Source organism: Streptomyces sp. SUK 48 (assembly GCF_009650765.1).
In the GTDB taxonomy this organism is placed as follows: domain Bacteria; phylum Actinomycetota; class Actinomycetes; order Streptomycetales; family Streptomycetaceae; genus Streptomyces.
In genome coordinates, this window is sequence record NZ_CP045740.1 from 7,010,116 (window position 1) to 7,028,797 (window position 18,682).

Here is an 18,682-nt window from a genome sequence, read left to right on the forward strand (position 1 = left end):
GGTCGGTCAGGAGTGAGCTTGGTTGGTGCGGTTGTCTGCCGCACCCTCCTGGTGAGGGACGGCGGCCTTCTCAAGAAGGGCTTCCCCGACCATGTCCGCGGTCTGAGCCAAGGTCATGTCCGCTGAGGCAAGAGAGTCGTCGAGCTCGATGCGGTAGTGGTCCGACAGTGTGACGAACATTTCGACCTGGGCGATGGAGTCCAGATCGAGGCTTTCGAAGGTTCTGGTCCCGACCAGGTCCTCAAAGGGAATGTTGTGCTCCGACGCAAGGTACTTCTGGATATAGCCGAGCGGCGGGGTACTGGGATCGCTCATGAGAGTCTGCCTCACTCGTAGTCTTTGATCAGGGGCCAGGACAAGGCGACCGAGCCCCACACGGCGCCGCCGCCGAAGGCAGTGAAGAGGCTGCGTGTTCCCGGGGGGACGGCCTGCCGGGCAACCAGTTCGTCCATGACGAGAGGGATCGACGCGGAGGAGGTGTTGCCCACCTCGCGGATGTTGCCGAACCTGGCCTCGGCCCTCACGCCGACGAGATCCGCCACCTTGTCCAGGATGCGCTGGTTCGCCTGGTGTCCGATGAACGCACCCACCGACTCGACCGGCCAGCCCACCGTTTCCAGGAGCGACCGCGAGGAGTCCGTCATGCGGCGTACGGCGTGAGCGAACATCTGCGGGCCGCGCATGCGAAGGCACCGGTCCGCCAAGGACGACTCTCCGGCGTGGTCCGGCCAGCGGGAACCGCCGGCCCGGACCACCGCGAGGTCGTCCTGGGTCCCGTCACTCCCAAGGGACGTGGCGAGTACGGCTCCCGGCTCCAGCGGGGAGCCGGCTCGGAGCACCACCGCCCCCGCCCCGTCGGCGAACACAACCGCGGTGCCGCGGTCCGAGGGGTCGGTGATCGTTGACAACGTCTCCGCCGCCACCACCAGCACGCACTGCACCGTTCCGGCCCTGATCCACGCATCCCCGACCGCCAGGGCGTATGTGAAACCCGAACAGGCGGCCGACACGTCGAATGCCGGTACCGTTCCCAGGCCGAGGCGGGCAGCCACCGCAGGAGCCGTGCCGGGCGAATGGTGATCAGGGGTGGTCGTAGCCAGCACCACCAGGTCCACCACCGGCTGTCCGGCTCGCCCAAGCGCAGATCTGGCGGCATTCACCGCCAGATCGCCCGTGCTCGTTCCCGCCTCCACCCACCGCCGACGCTCGATACCAGTCCTGGAACGAATCCATTCGTCAGTGGTATCCAACGAGGCCAGCGGTTCATCAAGATTTCCGATCACACGCTCCGGAAGACAGGAGCCGACACTCGTGATCACAGAAACCGTTTGGAGCGACACGAAACCTCCAGACTTTGAACGATCCAGCCGGAAAGCCAAACGCGCGAGACGGTAGAGCAAAGCAAAACTCTTGTCAAACCATTCCGTTTATATGTAAATAGTGCAAATAATGCGCTACTCCGACAGGTCTGATGCGCGACTTCGGAAGACTGCCGGCGTAGCCCTACAATTTGCGCCGACAGCAGAAGCGTGAGATTAAGGGGCCGTACGGTGAGCATCGAACAGGCAACCGGGCTTCCTTCGATGGACAGCCCGGAATACATTACGAACCCCCAGGTATTCTTTTCGCAGGAGAAATGCGGTGGTCCTGTCTTTCAAGCCGTCGCGGCCGGGGGCTTGAAAGTGTGGGTCGTAGCCGGATACGCCGAAGCCCGCAAAGCTCTCACTGACCCGCGCCTGTCGAAGAACGTCGACATGGCCCGACGGTCCATCCTGGCCAACCTGGACCGCAAGGCCAACGTCATGGCATTCGCCGTGGACCTTGTGTCGCACATGTTGAACTCCGATCCACCGGACCACACCCGCCTGCGCAGCCTGGTCAACAAGGCATTCACCGCTCGCGCCTCGGAAAGGCTGCGCCCCTCGATCGAGAGCACCACAAGAAAACTTCTCGACGGTATGGCCGTTCACAGCGAAACGGACCTGATGGAGGCTTTCGCGCACCCCCTGCCGATGGCGGTGCTCTGCGAACTGCTCGGAGTGCCGCAGCCCGACCGTGAACGCTTCGACCACTGGCTCAGCGCCCGCATGTCCAACGACCCCCAGCGCATCACGATGGCGGCCCCTGCCCTCCTGGCCTATCTACGCGAACTCGTCGACAGCAAACGCCGCGCCCCCGCCGACGACCTCCTCAGCCACCTTGTCCAGGCGCAGAACTCCGACGGAAGGCTCAGCCCCGAGGAACTCGTCGCGACCACCTTCCTCCTGCTGGTCGCCGGCCATGAGACCACCGTGCACCTCATCGGCGCAGGCATGACCTCCCTCCTTGTGCACCCCGACCAGCTCGCACGTCTCCAGCGAGACCGCCGCCTCCTGCCCGGGGCCATCGAGGAACTCCTCCGGTACGACGGCCCCGTCAAAACAGCGACTCTCCGCTTCACCACCGAACCCGTCGAACTGGCCGGCACCCTCATCCCCGCCAACTCGCCGGTGGCCATCGCGCTCGCCGCCGCGAACCGGGACGAGACGCAGTTCACTGCCGGGGACAGTTTCGACATCACCCGACCCTCCGTCGGCCACCTGGCCTTCGGGCACGGAATCCACTACTGCGTCGGCGCCCCCCTCGCCCGCCTTGAAACAGACATCGCCTTCACCGGTCTCCTTGACCGCTTCCCCTATATGCAACTGCTCTGCGACCCATCCGACCTGCAGTGGCAGCCGGGCATGTTCCGAGCCCTCGCCTCACTACCCGTCCGCCTCCAAGCTCCCCACAGGTGACCGTCCCACAACAAGCGCAGCGCACCTTACGCCCGCCGCCCTCAAAGCGGCTCCGGCCGCCCTCCAGCCGGCGGGCGCGGCCCGGGCGATGCCGCCGGGCGGGCCGTCGACGAAGCGGATCATCCCGGAGGCGAACACATCGCGCCGGCTCAGGGCGCGGTGCAGCTGCTCAAGGGCTCCTCAGCGCCTCAACAGCCCTCACGGCATCGCCGTCGACGCCACCGGGGCGATCCACATCGTCGAACGGGTCGTCGGCGGCCGCCACCAGCGGCTGCAACCCTCCGGTCTCACCACGCTCTGACGTCACCACTGCCGACTACGCGGCCGCCGCGTCGACGGGGAGCCAGGCCACCACGGTGGTGCCGGCTGCCGTGAGGAGCGCGAGCCACCAGCTGGTGCAGTGGCGGACCAGGTTCAGTCCCCGGCCGCAGGAGGCGTCGGCATCCTCGGCGGCCACGCGGGCAGTGCGTCGGGTCCGCCGGCGTCCGGCGTCCTTGACCTCGACGGTGAGGGCGGAGCCCTTGTGGGTGAGCAGCAGTGTGACCTCCGGACTGCCCCTGTGGAGGACCGTGTTGGTGACCAGTTCGGTGACGACGAGCGACAGGGCGTCGCGGGTGTCGGCGGGCAGTGCCCAGCGGTCGGCAGTGTCGCACGTGAAGCGGCGCAGGGCTGGGACTGCGGCGGTCGTCGCGGGCAGGCTGCACAGGGCCACCGGCTTTCCGGGGGTCTGTCCTGCGGCGGCGGACCGGTGGAGGTTCGGGCTGGGGCTCTGGGTCTGGATTCACGGTCGGCTCCTCGGGTGTCCCGTTGGTGGTGCGTGTGCGGGCTCACTTCGACCGTGCGCGCCGCACACCGTGTGCGGCTATCAGGGGAGGCAGAAGCAGGTATCCGTATACGTGGTGAGCCGGCCCGGCCGACATCGGCCTTACCGACCCTCCGCACCCATGTGCCGGCGGTCCGTCCTGCGGTTCATCGCGTTCTCCGTCCCGCCTACGGCTCGAAGGCCACCGGGTCGTCGAAATACGCTTTGAGCAGCGGCGCGGCGGCCGCGGTGAACAGGGCCTGCGGCCCGAGCCCGGTGTGGCCGAGGCGCGCCTCGACGTCCGGGGCACTGTGGGCCGCGGCGCGCGCGGCCGCCCGAGTGACCGGAGGGTACCGGTCGTCGCGGCCCGGGAGCGTGCCGGCGATCACGACCCGCTCCGGGTTCGCCAGGTCGAAGAAGACGGCCGCGGCTCGGCCAATGCCTTCGGCCCGGGCGGTCAGCAGGGCGTCGGCCGTGGCATCGCCCTGCTCGGCGAGCCGGAAGAACTCGTCGGTGCTGCGCAGGTCACCCGGCAGTCCGGCGGCGCGGGCACGGTCGAGCAGGGCGGGGTCGGCCGTCTCGGCCTGGAGGCAGCCGGTCGCCCCGCAGGTGCACGGGCTGCCGCCGACCGGTCGCACGACCAGGTGCGCGACGCTTCCGGCGGAGGACCGCAGGCCGAGCAGCAGCGTGCCGTTGACCATGATCGCGGCATCGACGACATTGCCGATGTGCAGCTCGGCCAGGTTGCGCACACCGCGCGCCGCGCCGAGCCTGGCCTCGGCCAGTGCCAGGCCGCGCACGTGGCTCTCCAAGAGCACCGGCAGTCCGAAGCCCCGGCCGATCGCCTCCGTGAGGGGGACGTCGTTCCAGCCCAGCGCGGGGTGCTCGACGACGGTTCCGCCGTCCACCCAGCCGCCGGTGACGATGCTGATGCCGACCACTCGGCTCGGCGAGGCGCGGATCGCCTTGCTCAGCAGCTTGCGCGCGGCGGCTACCACGGCGGACGGCGCGGGGTCGGGGTGGGGGACGTCGGCCTCGCAGTGGACGCTCCCGCCGAGGTCGACCAGGCCGACCCGCAGGTGGGTGGCGCCGATGTGGACGGCCGCGACCATGCGGGCGTCCGCGACGAAGGCCAGGGGCACCTTGGGCCGTCCGATCTCGGCCGACTGGCCGTTCTGCGGGCCCTCGGCGACCAGTCCCAGCTCCAGCAGACGGGCGCTGAGCCGCGAGGCCGTGGCGGCCCCGCTGCCGAGCCGGGTGGCGATCTCGGAAGGGGCGAGCGGCCCGTGGTCGCGCAGCAGTGTGACCATCGCCGCGAGATTCTCGCGGCTCAGGTCGCCGACCGCCCGTACCGGCCGCCGTCCGGCAGTGCCTGCCACACGACCGGACCCGAGTTCACGGCTTCACCTGCGCAACCTTGCCTGCTCGACGTACATCGCCAGACGCCCCCGCCAGATGAACCGAGCCGGCTCTCGTGAGGGCGCTTCGGTATCCCTCTCTGGCGCGCATCGCTATGTTCAAGGCGGCGACGTCTGCGCATCCCGTCCCCGGTGGGTCCCGCCAACCCCGAGTTTGTAGCAGGAAGCCCCGATCGAGGTACGCCCATGGCCGCGTGCCGATAGCTATTGGCAACAGGGTGCAGCAGGAACTACGAGGCAGATCGCCCACGGCAGACAAAAAAAGATTCCAAAAGACTGGAACCTACGCAGAGACCATGTCAACCTGCAACGTTCCTCGAAGAAGCTGGGTCAGTTGTCAGGGCATCATTCGTTCGTTGTGGCTTGCCGATAATGGGCGTGGCTGTTTATGGGAGGCCCGCCATATCCGATTCTCCATTTCTGTCCGGATGCTCAAAAGCACCTTCGTTTTCGGTCTCGACGTCGTCCACGTGGCTCGGTACGGCGGCTAGGCATGGCATAGGAAGGGGCGGGATCCCAAGGTGCGGGCCGCCGTGGTCGCGTGACGGGGGGCGCAACATAGACCACGATCGCCGGTTAGCCAAACCGGCGTCCGTGGCGACCATTGGTGGTGTTCCCACTCGGCTGCGCTTGGCGGTGAAGCTGTGGCGGACGCAGTTGGCAGTGCCGCACACGTTCGACAGGAGTTGACAGGGCGGCGGTTGTCATTTACCACACCAACGACCACGCCTTCATGCCTCGGGTAAGGCTGCCCATCTGTCAGTCCTCAGAACGGACCTCTGGCCTGCCGATCGATGGCCGCCTGGATTCGCGCATGAAGTCCCACTCGGCGCAAAGGTGATATCGCATGGCCCGTCCTCCGGCGCTAAAGCTGGCCGAGGTCCTGACGGAAATTCGCATGAATCCGTCAGCGTTCTATCGAATGCGCGCTCGCGGGCAGGCGCCCCGAATGATCAAGCTACCCAATGGCGAACTCCGATGTCGCCGCGCCGACCTGGACGCGTGGTGGGACATGTGTGAGAGGGATTCCGACTCTTGGCGATGAGTTACAACGTCCGCTTCTGGGACATACGGGAGCGCCCTCATTGGCGCAAACCGTTCATGGTCCGGTGGACGGTCAACGGGCGTGAAAAATCAGAGTCGTTCATGACTCTCGGGCTCGCCGACAGCAGACGGTCAAAGCTGCTGACAGCAGCGCGTGACGGTGAGCCTTTCGATGAGCACACGGGTTTGCCAGCGTCCGGGCTACGCGCTATCAAGCAGCGGACCACGTGGTACGACCTTGCCCACGAGTACCTCGACCAACGGTGGGACCGTACGCCAGGCAATACCCGCCGCACCCTGGCCGACGCCTTCGCCACTATCACGTCTGCCCTGGTGCGTCCCGGCGCAATGTATCCGGAGCCACGGGTCCTGCGGCGCGCGCTGTACTCGTGGGCATTCAACAAAAACGCATGGGCGGAGGAGCCCACCGAGGAGTGGCGGAACGCCCTCAACTGGTTGAAGCGCAACTCTTTGCCCGTCAGGGCACTCGCAGAAGCTGATGTGTTGCGACGGGCACTGGACGCCCTGTGCAGCAAGCTGGACGGAAAGGCGGCAGCGGCCAAGACGGCGCGGCGCAAGCGCGCCGCGTTCAGCGAAGTGCTCAACACGGCCGTCGAAAAAGGCTACTTCACAGAAAATCCACTCAACGGGATCAGGTGGATCGCTCCAGCAGTCAACGAGGCAGTGGATCCGGCAGCGGTTCCCAACCCCGCGCAGGTCGCCCGGCTGCTCGCGGCGGTTGCTCAGCAGCGCGGGCGGGACCCTCATCTGGAGGCGTTCTTCGGATGCATCTACTACGCGGCCATGCGGCCCGCAGAGGTCATTCACCTCCGGCACGATCGGTGCCACCTCCCCAAGACGGGTGGGGACTGCTCAATCTGTCGGGCGGCGTCGTCACTGCGGGAAAGGAGTGGACGGACGACGGCGCGGTGCACGAGATCCACTCGCTCAAGCACCGAGCGGCCACGGCCACCCGGCCTGTGCCCATTCCGCCGCAGTTCGTGCGCCTCCTTCTGGCTCACATCGAACTGTTCGGCGTGGCGGCGGATGGCCGACTGTTCCGGAACCAGGCGGGCAAGTACGTGGATGCGGCTGCCTATGGCATGACGTGGGGGCGTGCACGGAAACACGTTCTGACCCGGACGGAGCTGGCCTCCGGCCTGGCCAAGCGGCCCTATGACCTCCGGCACGCAGGGATCTCGTTCTGGCTTTACTCCGGTGTGGACCCGGCCGAATGTGCGCGCCGTGCGGGCCAGAGCATCGAGGTACTTTTTCGCTTCTACGCCAAGTTCTTGGACGGTGTCCGGGAGCAGGCCAATCGCCTCATCGAGCAGTCGATGGAGGAGTGGGACCGTGTCAATCAGGGCCCGTCACGCGCTGGCTGAGCCCGGGTTTTGGTCCGTCACTGGTCCGGAAGTCCTGGTCAGAGGTGGGATAGCCGAGGGAGAAACTGGGAGTTACAGGGTAATCTGGACCTCGCTCTGAATGAGTCGAGTGGAAGGCGCCTGACCGGCAAAAGACCAGGTCAGATGCCTTTTTCCGTGCCTCTAGAAGAAGCCCAGCTTCTTCGGCGAGTACGACACCAGGAGGTTCTTTGTCTGCTGGTAGTGGTCCAGCATCATCTTGTGCGTCTCGCGGCCGATGCCGGACTGCTTGTAGCCGCCGAAGGCCGCGTGTGCCGGGTAGGCGTGGTAGCAGTTGGTCCAGACACGGCCCGCCTGGATCGCGCGGCCCGCGCGGTAGGCGGTGTTGGCGTCCCGGGTCCACACACCCGCGCCGAGCCCGTACAGCGTGTCGTTGGCGATCTTGATGGCGTCGTCGAAGTCGTCGAAGGAGGCCACCGAGACGACCGGGCCGAAGATCTCCTCCTGGAAGACCCGCATCCGGTTGTCGCCCTCGAAGATGGTCGGCTGCACGTAGTAGCCGCCCTTCAACTCGCCCTCGTGCTCGATGCGTTCGCCACCCGTGAGGACCTTCGCGCCCTCCTGCCGGCCGATGTCCAGGTAGGAGAGGATCTTCTCCAGCTGGTCGTTGGATGCCTGGGCGCCGATCATCGTGTCCGTGTCGAGCGGGTGCCCCGGCTTGATCTGCCGGGTGCGCTCGACCGCGGCCGCCAGGAACTCCGCGTAGTGGCCGCGCTGGACGAGCGCCCGGGACGGGCAGGTGCACACCTCGCCCTGGTTGAGCGCGAACATCGTGAAGCCTTCCAGCGCCTTGTCGCGGAAGTCGTCGTCGTGCGCCCACACGTCGTCGAAGAAGATGTTCGGCGACTTGCCACCCAGTTCCAGCGTGACCGGCTTGATGTTCTCCGAGGCGTACTGCATGATCAGCCGCCCCGTCGTGGTCTCCCCGGTGAACGCCACCTTCGCCACCCGCGGACTCGACGCCAGCGGCTTGCCCGCCTCGACACCGAAGCCGTTGACGATGTTCAGCACGCCCGGCGGCAGCAGATCCGCGATCAGGCTCACCCAGTAGTGGATGGACGCCGGGGTCTGCTCGGCCGGCTTGAGCACCACCGCGTTGCCCGCGGCGAGCGCCGGCGCCAGCTTCCACGTGGCCATCAGGATCGGGAAGTTCCACGGAATAATCTGCGCGACGACCCCGAGCGGCTCATGGAAGTGGTACGCCACCGTGTCGTCGTCGATCTCGCCCAGCGACCCCTCCTGCGCCCGGATCGCCCCGGCGAAGTACCGGAAGTGGTCGATCGCCAGGGGGATGTCCGCCGCCAGCGTTTCCCGCACCGGCTTGCCGTTCTCCCAGCTCTCCGCCACCGCGAGGGCTTCGAGGTTGGCCTCCATGCGGTCGGCGATCTTCCGCAGGATGTCCGAGCGCTCCGTCACCGACGTGCGACCCCACCCCGGGGCGGCCGCGTGCGCCGCGTCCAGCGCCCGCTCCACGTCCTCCGCGGTGCCGCGCGCGATCTCGGTGAACGGCAGTCCGTTGACCGGCGACGGGTTCTCGAAGTACTGCCCGCGCGCCGGCGGCACGTACTCGCCGCCGATGAAGTGGTCGTAGCGCGACTGGTAGGAGACGATCGCGCCCTCGGTGCCCGGCGCCGCGTAACGAGTCATCCTGGTGTGCCTCCCGGTGCAGCGCTGCCCGCCCTTGGGCAGCTCTCGGCGCGAGGCTAGGCGGGCGGACGTTGCAAGTACGTTGCGCCCCGGGACCATCCTCCCTCCCATGCGGTCGGCACCGCCAACTCCGCCTCCAGCGAGGCCAGCCGGGCCCGCACGGACGGCGTCGGACGCACCGTCGCGAGCGCCCGCCACACCTCGATGTCGTCCTCGCCCCACGGCGCGTGCGCCCAGTCGGCCAGCAGATCGGGATCGCGGTGCGCGACCAGCGCCGTCCGCAGCCCCCGCGCGAGCCGCTCCCGCAGCCGTACGATCGCCGGGGCCTGCGAACCGGGCAGCAGCGGACCGGTGTATGCCTCGGCCGCCGCGGTGAGCGCCCCCGACGCCAGCCGCCGCTCCACCACGGTCGCGTCCGCGTCGACCGCGGCCGTCAGCCGGTACGGCCGCGAAGCCAGCAGCCCAGGCATCAACGACCGCCGCAGACGTGCCAGTTCGGCCCGCAACGTCACCGGAGTCACCGACTCGTCCGCGTACAGCGCGCACAGCAACGCGTCACCCGTCAGCCCCTCGGGGCGCCGCGACAGCAGCAGCACGATCTCGCTGTGCCGACGGCTCAGCCTCATCCGCCGCCCCTGGAAGGCCAGTTCGGCCTCGTCCCGGCCCAGCGCGCGGAGCATCGGCGCGTCCGCGGCACACCGTGCCGGAGCGAGCAGCGCCAACTGCGCCTCCGCCGCCCGCGCCACGGCCTGCACGAACCCCAGGCTGTGCGGATGCGCCAGTCCGTCCCCGCCGGTGACGTCCACGGCGCCCAGCACCCGCCCCGTGCGCGGATCGTGCACCGGAGCGGCCACGCACGTCCAGGGCTGCACCCGCCGGGTGAAGTGCTCCGCCGCGAACACCTGCACCGGCCGGTCCAGCGCCACCGCGGTCCCCGGCGCGTTGGTGCCCACCGCGGCCTCCGACCAGCGCGCCCCCGGTACGAAGTTCATCGCGTCCGCCCGCCGCCGCGCCGCCGGATGCCCCTCGACCCACAGCAGCCTGCCCTGCGCGTCGCACACCGCGAGCAACTGCTCGTCCTCCGCGGCGAACGTGCCCAGCAGCTCCCGGAACAGCGGCATCACCCGGGCCAGCGGATGCTCCGCCCGATAGGCGCCGAGGTCGCCGTCGGACAACTCCACACACGCCGTGCCGTCCGGTACGACCCCGGCCCGCGCGCTGCGCCGCCAGGACTCCGCCACCACCGACCGCACCGGGCGCGGCACCGAGCCCACCGTGGTGAACGTCTCGTGCGCGCGGCGCAGCGCCCGGACCCGCTCGGCGGGATCGGCCCCCGGTTCCAGGGCCACCCACGGATCGGTCAACTCGGCCTCCCCGGACGGTGTTACGGCGATGATCCGGCTGGGACCATCGTCACGTGCCGTGTCCGCGCAGACAACCGGTGTGACGCCGGTCCGGGGATCTGCGCTAGGCGAAGTTGACGAGTTTGATGTAGCGGACCCAGTCCCAGCTGGGGCCGGGATCGGTGTGGTCGGTGCCCGGTACCTGGTAGTGGCCGATGATGTGCTCCCTGTCCTTGGGGATGCCGTACCTGTCGCAGACGGACGCGGTGAGCTTCGCCGACTGCTCGTAGAGGGCGTTGGTGAAGTAGGCGGGCTGGTCCACCCAGCCCTCGTGCTCGATGCCGACACTGCGGGTGTTGTAGCTCCAGTTGCCCGCGTGCCAGGCGATGTCGCTCTCGCGCACGCACTGGGCGACGTGTCCGTCCGCCGACCGCACCAGGTAATGCGCGGTCACCTGCTTCTCCGGGTTCTGGAAGATGGCCAGGGCGTTGGCGTAGGTCTCCTGGGTGACATGGATGATGACCCGGTCGATCGCGTAGGTGCCGGGCCGGTTGGAGTCCGTGTAGTTGGCGGTGCTGGCGGGCACCCACTCGGCGGGCGGGTAGTCGACGGAACCGCTCGCACCGGCCTGCGGTTCGGGAAGCAGCGCGTACGGCACGGCGGCGAGCGCCGCGCCCTTCAGGAACCATCGTCTGCTCGGTCGCGGTCTTTCCCGGTCCATGTCCATCGTGGCATGCCTTTCTGGAGTGGGGAGTCGGGGCGTGATGGGAGTACGGCTGTGGTGCTTCCTGCGTGCTCGGAAAGGGGGCTCGGGGAGGGCGGGAGGAGGACGGCGCTCGTGCGGCAGGGGCGCGGGGGTACGGGGATGCCGGGTGGGCGCAGGGGGTGTGCGTGCGCGGTGTCTCGTGGCCGGTCGTCAGCCGCGCAGCGTCCGTGCGGCCTCCCGGAGCCGCGCGTGCACACCCCGGTAGGTCTCCCGCGCGGGCAGCCACTCCTTGCGGAGCTTGGCCACGCACGTGTAGTTCGTGTCGCACACGTTCGCCAGCGGTGACTCGACCGTCTGGGTGGCGAACTGGTAGGCGTCCAGCTCGCTGAACCCGTAGTCGCTGACCAGCCAGCGCACCAGGTCCGCCTGCGATATCCGGAACGCGTCCTCCAGCGGGCGCGCCGAGCCGGTCGAGACGATGTGCGTGTCCGACTCCAGCCGGGGCCACGGGGTCGCGACGCCCTTGAGGAGGTCGACGATCACCACGGTGTTCATCGCGCACTCCACCGCCACCCCGCAGGTCTCGCCCTCGCCCTGGCGGGCGTGCCCGTCGCCGAGGCTGAGCAGGGCGCCCTCCACATTGACCCCGAGGTAGCAGGTGACCCCGGCGCGCATCTCGGGCGTGTCCATGTTGCCGCCGTGCGCGTCCGGGACCAGCGCCGAGCGGACCTCCAGGTTGGCCGGCGCCACACCGACCGTGCCGTGCATCGGCTCCAGGGGCAGCTCCCTCTCGAAGTCGCTGTCCCGGGACCGGAAGAGGGCGGTGCGCCGGGCACGGTCCAGCTCCCAGATCCAGACCCGTTCCGGCAGCGGCGGCTGGAGCGAGGCGGTGGCGTGGGTGGAGGTGAGCGCCCCGAAGAGGGGGACCGTCGTGGACGCCGCCCAGTCGCGGGCCGGTTCGATCGACACGAAGTGCACGGCCACCGTGTCGCCGGGTTCCGCGCCCTCGATGTGGAAGGGGCCGGTCTGGGGATTGAGGAACGGGAACTCGCAGACCTCGGACACCAGGTCCTTCTCGGAGCGGACCCGGCCGGCGAAGCAGTCCTCGGTGAACAGGTCGAGCACCGTGCCGGGTGCGACGCGGGCCACGGGGGCCGCGCCGCCGAACGTCCAGGCGTACTCGTCCGGCTCAGGTCGCACGGTGAGGATCCGGGGGTCGGTCATCGTGTCGTGGGTCCCTTCTGGTGGGGCGGCCTCAAGGAGAGGGCCGCGGGGAGAATGCGGGCCGCCGGGCGGGAGAGGCGGCGTGGTCGTGGCGTGGCGTGGTGTTCGGCGGGCGGGACCGGGGATCACCGCGCACCGGGCGGTCGTACGCCATGGCATCGGTCAGAGGCCCGGTCGGCGGATCACGGCGCCGTCCTGCCGCGGGTCGGACGGGGCGTCCTCCTCGATGTGCACACGCGCGATCTCCGCTATGCGCTCGGGGTATCGCCGGGTCAGGATCAGCAGCACGACCACGCCCGCCGCCATCCAGACGCCGACGATCGGTCCCGCGTAGGACACCGGAGCCGTCAGCTTGGTCACGAAGTCGAACACCGGCAGGCCGGCCGCCGTCAGCAGCGCCGGGACGAAGGCGGCGACACCCAGCACCGGGAACAGCAGATGCCGTACCGGCTTGAGGGCACCGCCGCCCACCCGTATGAAGTGGCCCGCGCACGCGAGGTTCACCACGATGTAGACACCGATGACGACCGTGACGATCACCGTGGCCAGGAGCAGGAACGCGGTCTGGGGACCGTAGCGGAGACCGAGGCCCAGCACCGCGGCGACGGCCACGACGGTCTGCACCGCGATGCCCGCCACGGGGGAGCGGTGCCGGGGGTGGAGCGTGGCGAGCACCCCGGGCAGGACCCGGATGCGGGCCAGCGCGAAGGCCGTACGGGTCGACACGTTGGCGTTGGCGTTGGCGTTGGCGATCGTGGAGTTCACCACCGCGAGGAACAGCAGCACCCAGAGGAAGCCGAACGAGGCCCGCGCGACCCCCTCCCAGGAAGCGCTGCCCGACACGCCGAACGCGGCGAACCGGTCCGGTCCGAAGTACACGGTCATCGCGTAGGTGGTGACGACGTAGAACAGGCCGATGCCCAGAGCCGCGCCCAGTACCGCGCGATGCATCGTCCGCCGGGGCTCGCGCGTTTCCTCCGCGAGCGGTGCCGCCGCCTCGAATCCGGCGAAGGCCAGCACGGTGTACACGGATCCCGCGAACACCCCGCCGATCCCGGAGTGCCCCGCGGCGGTATGCGAAGTGCCGAAGACGGAAAGGGTGTTGGCGCCGCCCGCTCTGCCGATCAGCAACGCGGCGAACACCAGGAAGACAAGGATCTCGAAGGCCCCGAGGACGGTGCCGAAGCGGGCCGAGGCGCGCACGCCCAGGTATCCCGCGACGGCGATCACGGCGGCGCCCGCCAGGGAGTACGGCCACCACAGATCCGCCGGGTACGAGGGCCACTCGTCGTGCAGTGTTCCCGCCACCGTGAAGCCCAGTTGCAGGAGCAGCAGCGGGGGGACCAGCATCTCCACGAAGACGTAGCCCCAGCCGACGAGGAAGCCGACGGCCGGATGCAGTCCCCGCGCCGCGTAGGTGGCGACCGAGCCGGCGGCGGGCAGCTCCCGTGCCAGCTCGGCGACGCAGGACGCGGTGAACAGGCAGGCCACCAGGGCGACCAGCACGGCCAGCGGCAGGCTGCCGCCCGCGAAGGCCGCGCCGGCCGGGATGGACGCGGCCACCGCGGCGGCCGGCGCCATCGCCGTGATGCTCTGGAACAGGACCTCGCGCAACCCGATGGCGTCGCGCCGCAAAGTCCCGGTGCTCTCCCCGCGCATGCGTCCCCCGATATCTGTCCGTCCGGTGCCGCCCGGTCTGGGCGAAGGCCGCGCAAATCGCCAGGTCCACGCCGGGTCTGACGCTCCGGCAGCGCGTGCCTCGTGCGCTTCACGGTACGGCGCGGGCGGGCCGGGCAGAAGGGTGCGCCACGGTTCGGTGGACAAGCGGAAGCCTGTGGATAACTTCGCCACTCATTCGGGCGAGGACCACGCGCCGGGGACCGCGCGGCCGCGCCGGAGCCTCCGGCGGACACGCCGGCACCGCGGCTTGACGTCTCCGTCCGCCAGTGCTTGACGAGGCGTCAGGAGTGCTTGGCCACCGATGCCGGATCGTCCAGCACGGCGCGGACGACGGAGTGCGCCGCGCCCAGCAGCGGGCCCTCGGGGCCGAGCGGTGACACCGCCACCTGGCAGGCCGGGCCGGCCGTACGGCCCGTCAGCTCCGCCTCCAGCGAGGGCAGCAGCCAGGGCGAGAGCCCCGCCAGCGCACCGCCCAGGACCACCGTCTCGGGGTCGAGCAGGTTCACCGCCCCGGTCAGCGCGATGCCGAGCGCCGTGCCCGCGTCCCGCAGCGCGGCCCGTACCCCCTCCTCGCCCCTCCCGGCGTGCTCCGCGAGCAGGCCGACGAGGTCCTCGCGCCGTTGGAGCCCCGCCGCGCGCAGCAGTGCCTCCTGGCCCGCGTACTGCTCCAGGCAGCCGCGCCCGCCGCACGCGCAGGACGGACCGTCCGGGCGTACGGGCACATGGCCCAGCTCGCCCGCGAAGCCCCGCGTTCCGCGCAGCAGCCGGCCGTCCACGACGATCGCCGCGCCGATGCCGATCTCGGCCGACACATGCAGGAACTCGCGCGGCGTGCCGGCGCCGAGCCACAGTTCGGCCAGCGCACCGAAGTTCGCCTCGTTGTCCACGGTGAGCGGCCAGTCGCCGGGCAGCAGGGCGCCGAGGTCCGTGTCACGCCACTCGAGATTGGGGGCGCGTACGACGGTATGACCGTCCCGCGCCACCAGCCCGGGCACGGCGACCGCGAGCCCGGCGGGCCACAGTTCCTCCCGTTCGGCCTCGGCGACCACCCGGCCGACCAGTGTCGTCAGCTCCGCGATCACCGACTCGGGTGTCCGGCCGCGGTTGGCGCCCCGGCGCACGGCCCGCGCGCGGACCGTGCCGCGCAGATCGACCGCGCACACCGCGAGGTGGTCGACGCCGATCTCGGCGCCGATCCCGGCCGGGCCGCGACCGCTCACCGCCAGCGCCGACCCGGGCCGGCCCACGCGGCCCGGCCGCTCGGGGCCCAGCTCCTCCAGCAGTCCCCAGCGGATCAACTCGTCCACCAGGGTCGACACCGCGGCCCTGGTCAGACCGATGCGCGAGGCCACCGCGGCCCTGGAGAGCGGACCCTCGGCGCTGACCGCGTGCAGCACCCGCGCGAGATTGCGCCGGCGCATGCCCTGCTGGGTGTCCGGCAGGACCCGGCCGGCCCCCGCGGGTCGGGCCTCGTGCGGCGGTGCGGTCATGCCTGCGTCCATCCTCGTTCCAGGGCCGGGCGGCGCGGCTCAGCGGTCTTCCGTGCCCCGCTCCAGCAGCGGGGCCGCGTCGGAGAGTACCCCGCCGATCCGGGCCAGCGTCTCCTCGTCCCGGGGCATGGGCTCCAGCACCGGTCCCGCGGCGGTGTTCCAGCGGCGGGCCACCGCGGCGGGATCCTCGCCGGTCAGCAGCCCGGCCGCCTGGGCCGCCGCACCCAGGGCGACCAGCTCCTTGGCCGCGGGGATCCGGACCGGCCGCCCGGACAGCCGCCGTACGGTCTGCTGCCAGGCGTGGCCCCGCGCGCCGCCGCCGATCAACAGCAGCGGGCTGTCGCGGTCCGCGTCCGCGTCGAGGACCAGGTCGAGCGCGCCGAGCAGCGAATGCACCGCGCCGTCGTACGCCGCCTGGAGCAGCTGGCCCGGAGTCGTGTCGTGGCGCAGCCCGTGCAGCAACCCGGAGGAGTCCGGCAGGTCGGGGGTGCGCTCGCCGTCCAGGAACGGCAGGAGCGTCACCGATCCGCCGCCGTCGACGGCCTCGCGGTCCAGACCCAGCAGGGTCGCGACGCGATCCACGGCGAGCGTGCAGTTCAGGGTGCACGCCAGCGGCAGCCAGTCCCCGCGCGCGTCGGCGAAGCCCGCCACCGTGCCGGTGGGATCGGCCGGGCGGTGCCGGGAGACGGCGTACACCGTGCCGGAAGTCCCGAGGCTCAGTACCGGGGTGCCGGGCAGCAGCCCGAGACCCAGCGCGGCCGCCGCGTTGTCACCGGTGCCGGCGGCCACCAACGTGCCCTGGGAGAACGGCAGCCCGTGTCCGCCGTGTACGGTCCCGGCCACCTCGCCGGGGCGCACCACCCGGGGCAGCAGCGCCGGGTCGAGCCCGAGGTGCGCCAGGGTCTCCTCGTCGTACCGCTCCGTGCCGGACGCCCACCAGCCGGTGCCGGAGGCGTCACCACGATCGGTGACGGCCTGCCCGGTCAGGCGCTCGGTGAGGTAGTCGTGGGGGAGCCGTACGGCCCTGGTCGCGCGCGCCGCCTCCGGTTCGTGCTCGGCGAGCCATGCCCACTTGCTCGCCGTGAACGACGCCCCGGGCACGCTGCCGGTGCGCTCGGCCCAGCCCTTCGGGCCGCCCAGTTCCGCCACCAGCCGGCGGGCCTGCGGCGCGGAACGGACGTCGTTCCAGAGCAGCGCCGGACGCACCGGCTCACCGTGTTCGTCCAGCGTGACCAGGCCGTGCTGCTGGCCGCCGACCGAGATCGCGGCCGCCTCGCGCGCGGCGTCACCGCACTGGCGCAGTGCCTCGCACAGGGCGTCCCACCACTGGCGCGGATCGCTCTCCCGGCCCACGCCGGTGGTGACGGTGTGCGGCGCCTGGCCGCTCGCCACCACCTGTCCGGTGGCCGCGTCGACGATCAGGGCCTTCGTGGACTGGGTAGACGTGTCCACGCCGACGACGAGCGGACCCTCCGCTGCTGACATGGGGTTCTCCCTCTTCCGCGGCTCAGTGGGGTGTGCTGTGGGGCGCTCCCGAGGTACCTCCCGAGGGCGCCCGTGGAAGGCATCTGGCGAAGACACCTTGTGGTCGAAGACACCGTGTCTCTTCCCAGAGGCGTGGTCGCATACTAATTTGTAAACGGCCATGACGAAATAGTCGTACGGAACAAGGAGCCGCGCCATGAGCTTCCAGCCCACCCCCGAGGACAGGTTCACTTTCGGTCTGTGGACCGTCGGCTGGCAGGGAAGGGACCCGTTCGGCGACGCCACCCGGCCCGCCCTCGACCCGGTCGAGACGGTGCGGCGCCTGGCCGAGCTGGGTGCCTACGGAGTGACCTTCCACGACGACGACCTGATCCCCTTCGGATCCTCCGACACCGAGCGCGAGTCGCACGTCAAGCGGTTCCGCCAGGCCCTGGACGCCACCGGCATGACGGTGCCGATGGCCACCACGAACCTCTTCACCCACCCCGTCTTCAAGGACGGCGGTTTCACCGCCAACGACCGCGACGTACGCCGGTACGCGCTGCGCAAGACGATCCGCAACATCGACCTGGCGGCCGAGCTGGGGGCCGGCACGTACGTCGCCTGGGGCGGCCGTGAGGGCGCCGAGTCCGGTGGCGCCAAGGACGTGCGCGACGCCCTCGACCGCATGAAGGAGGCGTTCGACCTCCTCGGCGAGTACGTCACCGCCCAGGGATACGACCTCCGCTTCGCCATCGAGCCCAAGCCCAACGAGCCCCGCGGCGACATCCTGCTGCCCACCGTCGGCCACGCCCTGGCCTTCATCGAGCGCCTGGAGCGCCCGGAGCTGTACGGCGTCAACCCGGAGGTCGGCCACGAGCAGATGGCCGGCCTGAACTTCCCGCACGGCATCGCGCAGGCCCTGTGGGCGGGCAAGCTCTTCCACATCGACCTCAACGGCCAGTCCGGCATCAAGTACGACCAGGACCTGCGGTTCGGCGCCGGCGACCTGCGGGCGGCGTTCTGGCTGGTCGACCTCCTGGAGAGCGCCGGTTACGAGGGCCCGCGGCACTTCGACTTCAAGCCGCCGCGGACCGAGGACTTCGACGGCGTCTGGGCCTCGGCCGCGGGCTGCATGCGCAACTACCTGATCCTCAAGGACCGCGTGGCCGCCTTCCGTGCCGACCCGGAGGTGCGGGAGGCGCTGCGTGCCGCGCGCCTGGACGAGCTGGCCCAGCCGACCGCGGCCGACGGCCTGGACGCCCTGCTCGCCGACCGCACCGCGTTCGAGGAGTTCGACGTCGATGCCGCCGCAGCGCGCGGTATGGCGTTCGAGCACCTCGACCAGCTGGCGATGGACCACCTGCTGGGCGCGCGCGGCTGACGGCCGCGAGCGCGCGACGCCGGCGGAAGAAGGCCGGGGATTGCGGCGCGTGGGAGTGCCGCACTCCCCGGCCTTCCGTAGGACACCGCATGCGCGCATGGCATGGGCGTCGTCGCGGCGGCACCCTTATGCTGACGCCGTGACCTGGATCGCTTCACCACGCTCCGTGATCGCCTCCCGGTCGGCGGAACCGGCCCCCTAGGGGCACATATCAGGGATGTCTCAGGGGCGAGGCCCGGAACCGCGGGGAGCGGGAGGCCGTTCTCACAGCAGAGAACG

Annotated in this window: 15 protein-coding genes; 4 read left to right on the plus strand and 11 right to left on the minus strand. The window is 70.3% G+C overall.

What is annotated here, in order from left to right; translation table 11 throughout:
- Positions 1–6 precede the first annotated feature (6 nt).
- Positions 7–315, minus strand: coding sequence for an acyl carrier protein (locus tag GHR20_RS31155; RefSeq protein WP_153815046.1), 309 nt, complete (start codon positions 313–315; stop codon positions 7–9).
- Positions 316–326: 11 nt separating this feature from the next.
- Complete coding sequence (locus tag GHR20_RS31160) at positions 327–1,400, minus strand: beta-ketoacyl-ACP synthase III (protein ID WP_243878179.1); 1,074 nt, start codon at positions 1,398–1,400, stop codon at positions 327–329.
- Positions 1,401–1,550: 150 nt separating this feature from the next.
- Here GHR20_RS31160 and GHR20_RS31165 point away from each other — a divergent pair, with 150 nt between their 5' ends.
- Positions 1,551–2,777 carry a cytochrome P450 gene (locus tag GHR20_RS31165; protein WP_243878180.1) on the plus strand — a complete coding sequence of 409 codons (1,227 nt, stop codon included), beginning with the start codon at positions 1,551–1,553 and terminating at the stop codon, positions 2,775–2,777.
- Between the two features lie 316 nt (positions 2,778–3,093).
- Here the strand turns inward: GHR20_RS31165 and GHR20_RS31170 are convergent, their stop codons facing one another.
- Both GHR20_RS31170 and GHR20_RS31175 read right to left on the minus strand, forming a co-directional pair.
- The gene (locus GHR20_RS31170; RefSeq protein ID WP_194859035.1) at positions 3,094–3,489 is read right to left on the minus strand and encodes an ATP-binding protein; all 396 of its coding nucleotides are present in this window, start codon (positions 3,487–3,489) and stop codon (positions 3,094–3,096) included.
- A 278-nt stretch (positions 3,490–3,767) separates the two neighbouring features.
- Positions 3,768–4,958 (minus strand): ROK family transcriptional regulator, encoded by a 1,191-nt coding sequence (locus GHR20_RS31175; protein ID WP_153815048.1) that lies wholly within the window; start codon positions 4,956–4,958, stop codon positions 3,768–3,770.
- 886 nt (positions 4,959–5,844) lie between these two features.
- Here GHR20_RS31175 and GHR20_RS37810 point away from each other — a divergent pair.
- Entirely contained in the window at positions 5,845–6,042 is a 198-nt protein-coding gene (locus tag GHR20_RS37810; RefSeq protein ID WP_243878181.1) for a DNA-binding protein, read from the plus strand.
- A gap of 928 nt (positions 6,043–6,970) precedes the next feature.
- Positions 6,971–7,426 carry a hypothetical protein gene (locus GHR20_RS38410; RefSeq protein ID WP_343336026.1) on the plus strand — a complete coding sequence of 152 codons (456 nt, stop codon included), beginning with the start codon at positions 6,971–6,973 and terminating at the stop codon, positions 7,424–7,426.
- A 162-nt stretch (positions 7,427–7,588) separates the two neighbouring features.
- On the opposite strand, the gene adh is transcribed toward GHR20_RS38410, so the two are convergent.
- The 7 genes from adh to xylB form a co-directional block, all read right to left on the minus strand.
- Positions 7,589–9,112: an aldehyde dehydrogenase gene (gene adh / locus GHR20_RS31185; RefSeq protein ID WP_111585503.1), complete on the minus strand. Its 1,524-nt coding sequence runs from the start codon at positions 9,110–9,112 to the stop codon at positions 7,589–7,591.
- Positions 9,113–9,168: 56 nt separating this feature from the next.
- Positions 9,169–10,476, minus strand: coding sequence for a GAF domain-containing protein (locus GHR20_RS31190; protein WP_153815049.1), 1,308 nt, complete (start codon positions 10,474–10,476; stop codon positions 9,169–9,171).
- Positions 10,477–10,579: 103 nt separating this feature from the next.
- Positions 10,580–11,176, minus strand: coding sequence for an N-acetylmuramoyl-L-alanine amidase (locus GHR20_RS31195; protein WP_181516543.1), 597 nt, complete (start codon positions 11,174–11,176; stop codon positions 10,580–10,582).
- Positions 11,177–11,371: 195 nt separating this feature from the next.
- Entirely contained in the window at positions 11,372–12,385 is a 1,014-nt protein-coding gene (locus GHR20_RS31200) for an acetamidase/formamidase family protein (RefSeq protein WP_153815050.1), read from the minus strand.
- A 162-nt stretch (positions 12,386–12,547) separates the two neighbouring features.
- Positions 12,548–14,044 (minus strand): APC family permease, encoded by a 1,497-nt coding sequence (locus GHR20_RS31205; RefSeq protein ID WP_153815051.1) that lies wholly within the window; start codon positions 14,042–14,044, stop codon positions 12,548–12,550.
- Positions 14,045–14,346: 302 nt separating this feature from the next.
- On the minus strand, positions 14,347–15,555 hold the full coding sequence (locus tag GHR20_RS31210; RefSeq protein ID WP_153815052.1) for an ROK family transcriptional regulator: 1,209 nt from the start codon (positions 15,553–15,555) through the stop codon (positions 14,347–14,349).
- A 39-nt stretch (positions 15,556–15,594) separates the two neighbouring features.
- Positions 15,595–17,040: a xylulokinase gene (xylB, locus tag GHR20_RS31215; RefSeq protein WP_153815053.1), complete on the minus strand. Its 1,446-nt coding sequence runs from the start codon at positions 17,038–17,040 to the stop codon at positions 15,595–15,597.
- Positions 17,041–17,236: 196 nt separating this feature from the next.
- On the opposite strand from xylB, the gene xylA reads away from it, so the two are divergent.
- Positions 17,237–18,403, plus strand: coding sequence for a xylose isomerase (gene xylA / locus GHR20_RS31220; protein ID WP_153815054.1), 1,167 nt, complete (start codon positions 17,237–17,239; stop codon positions 18,401–18,403).
- The last annotated feature ends 279 nt before the right edge of the window (positions 18,404–18,682 follow it).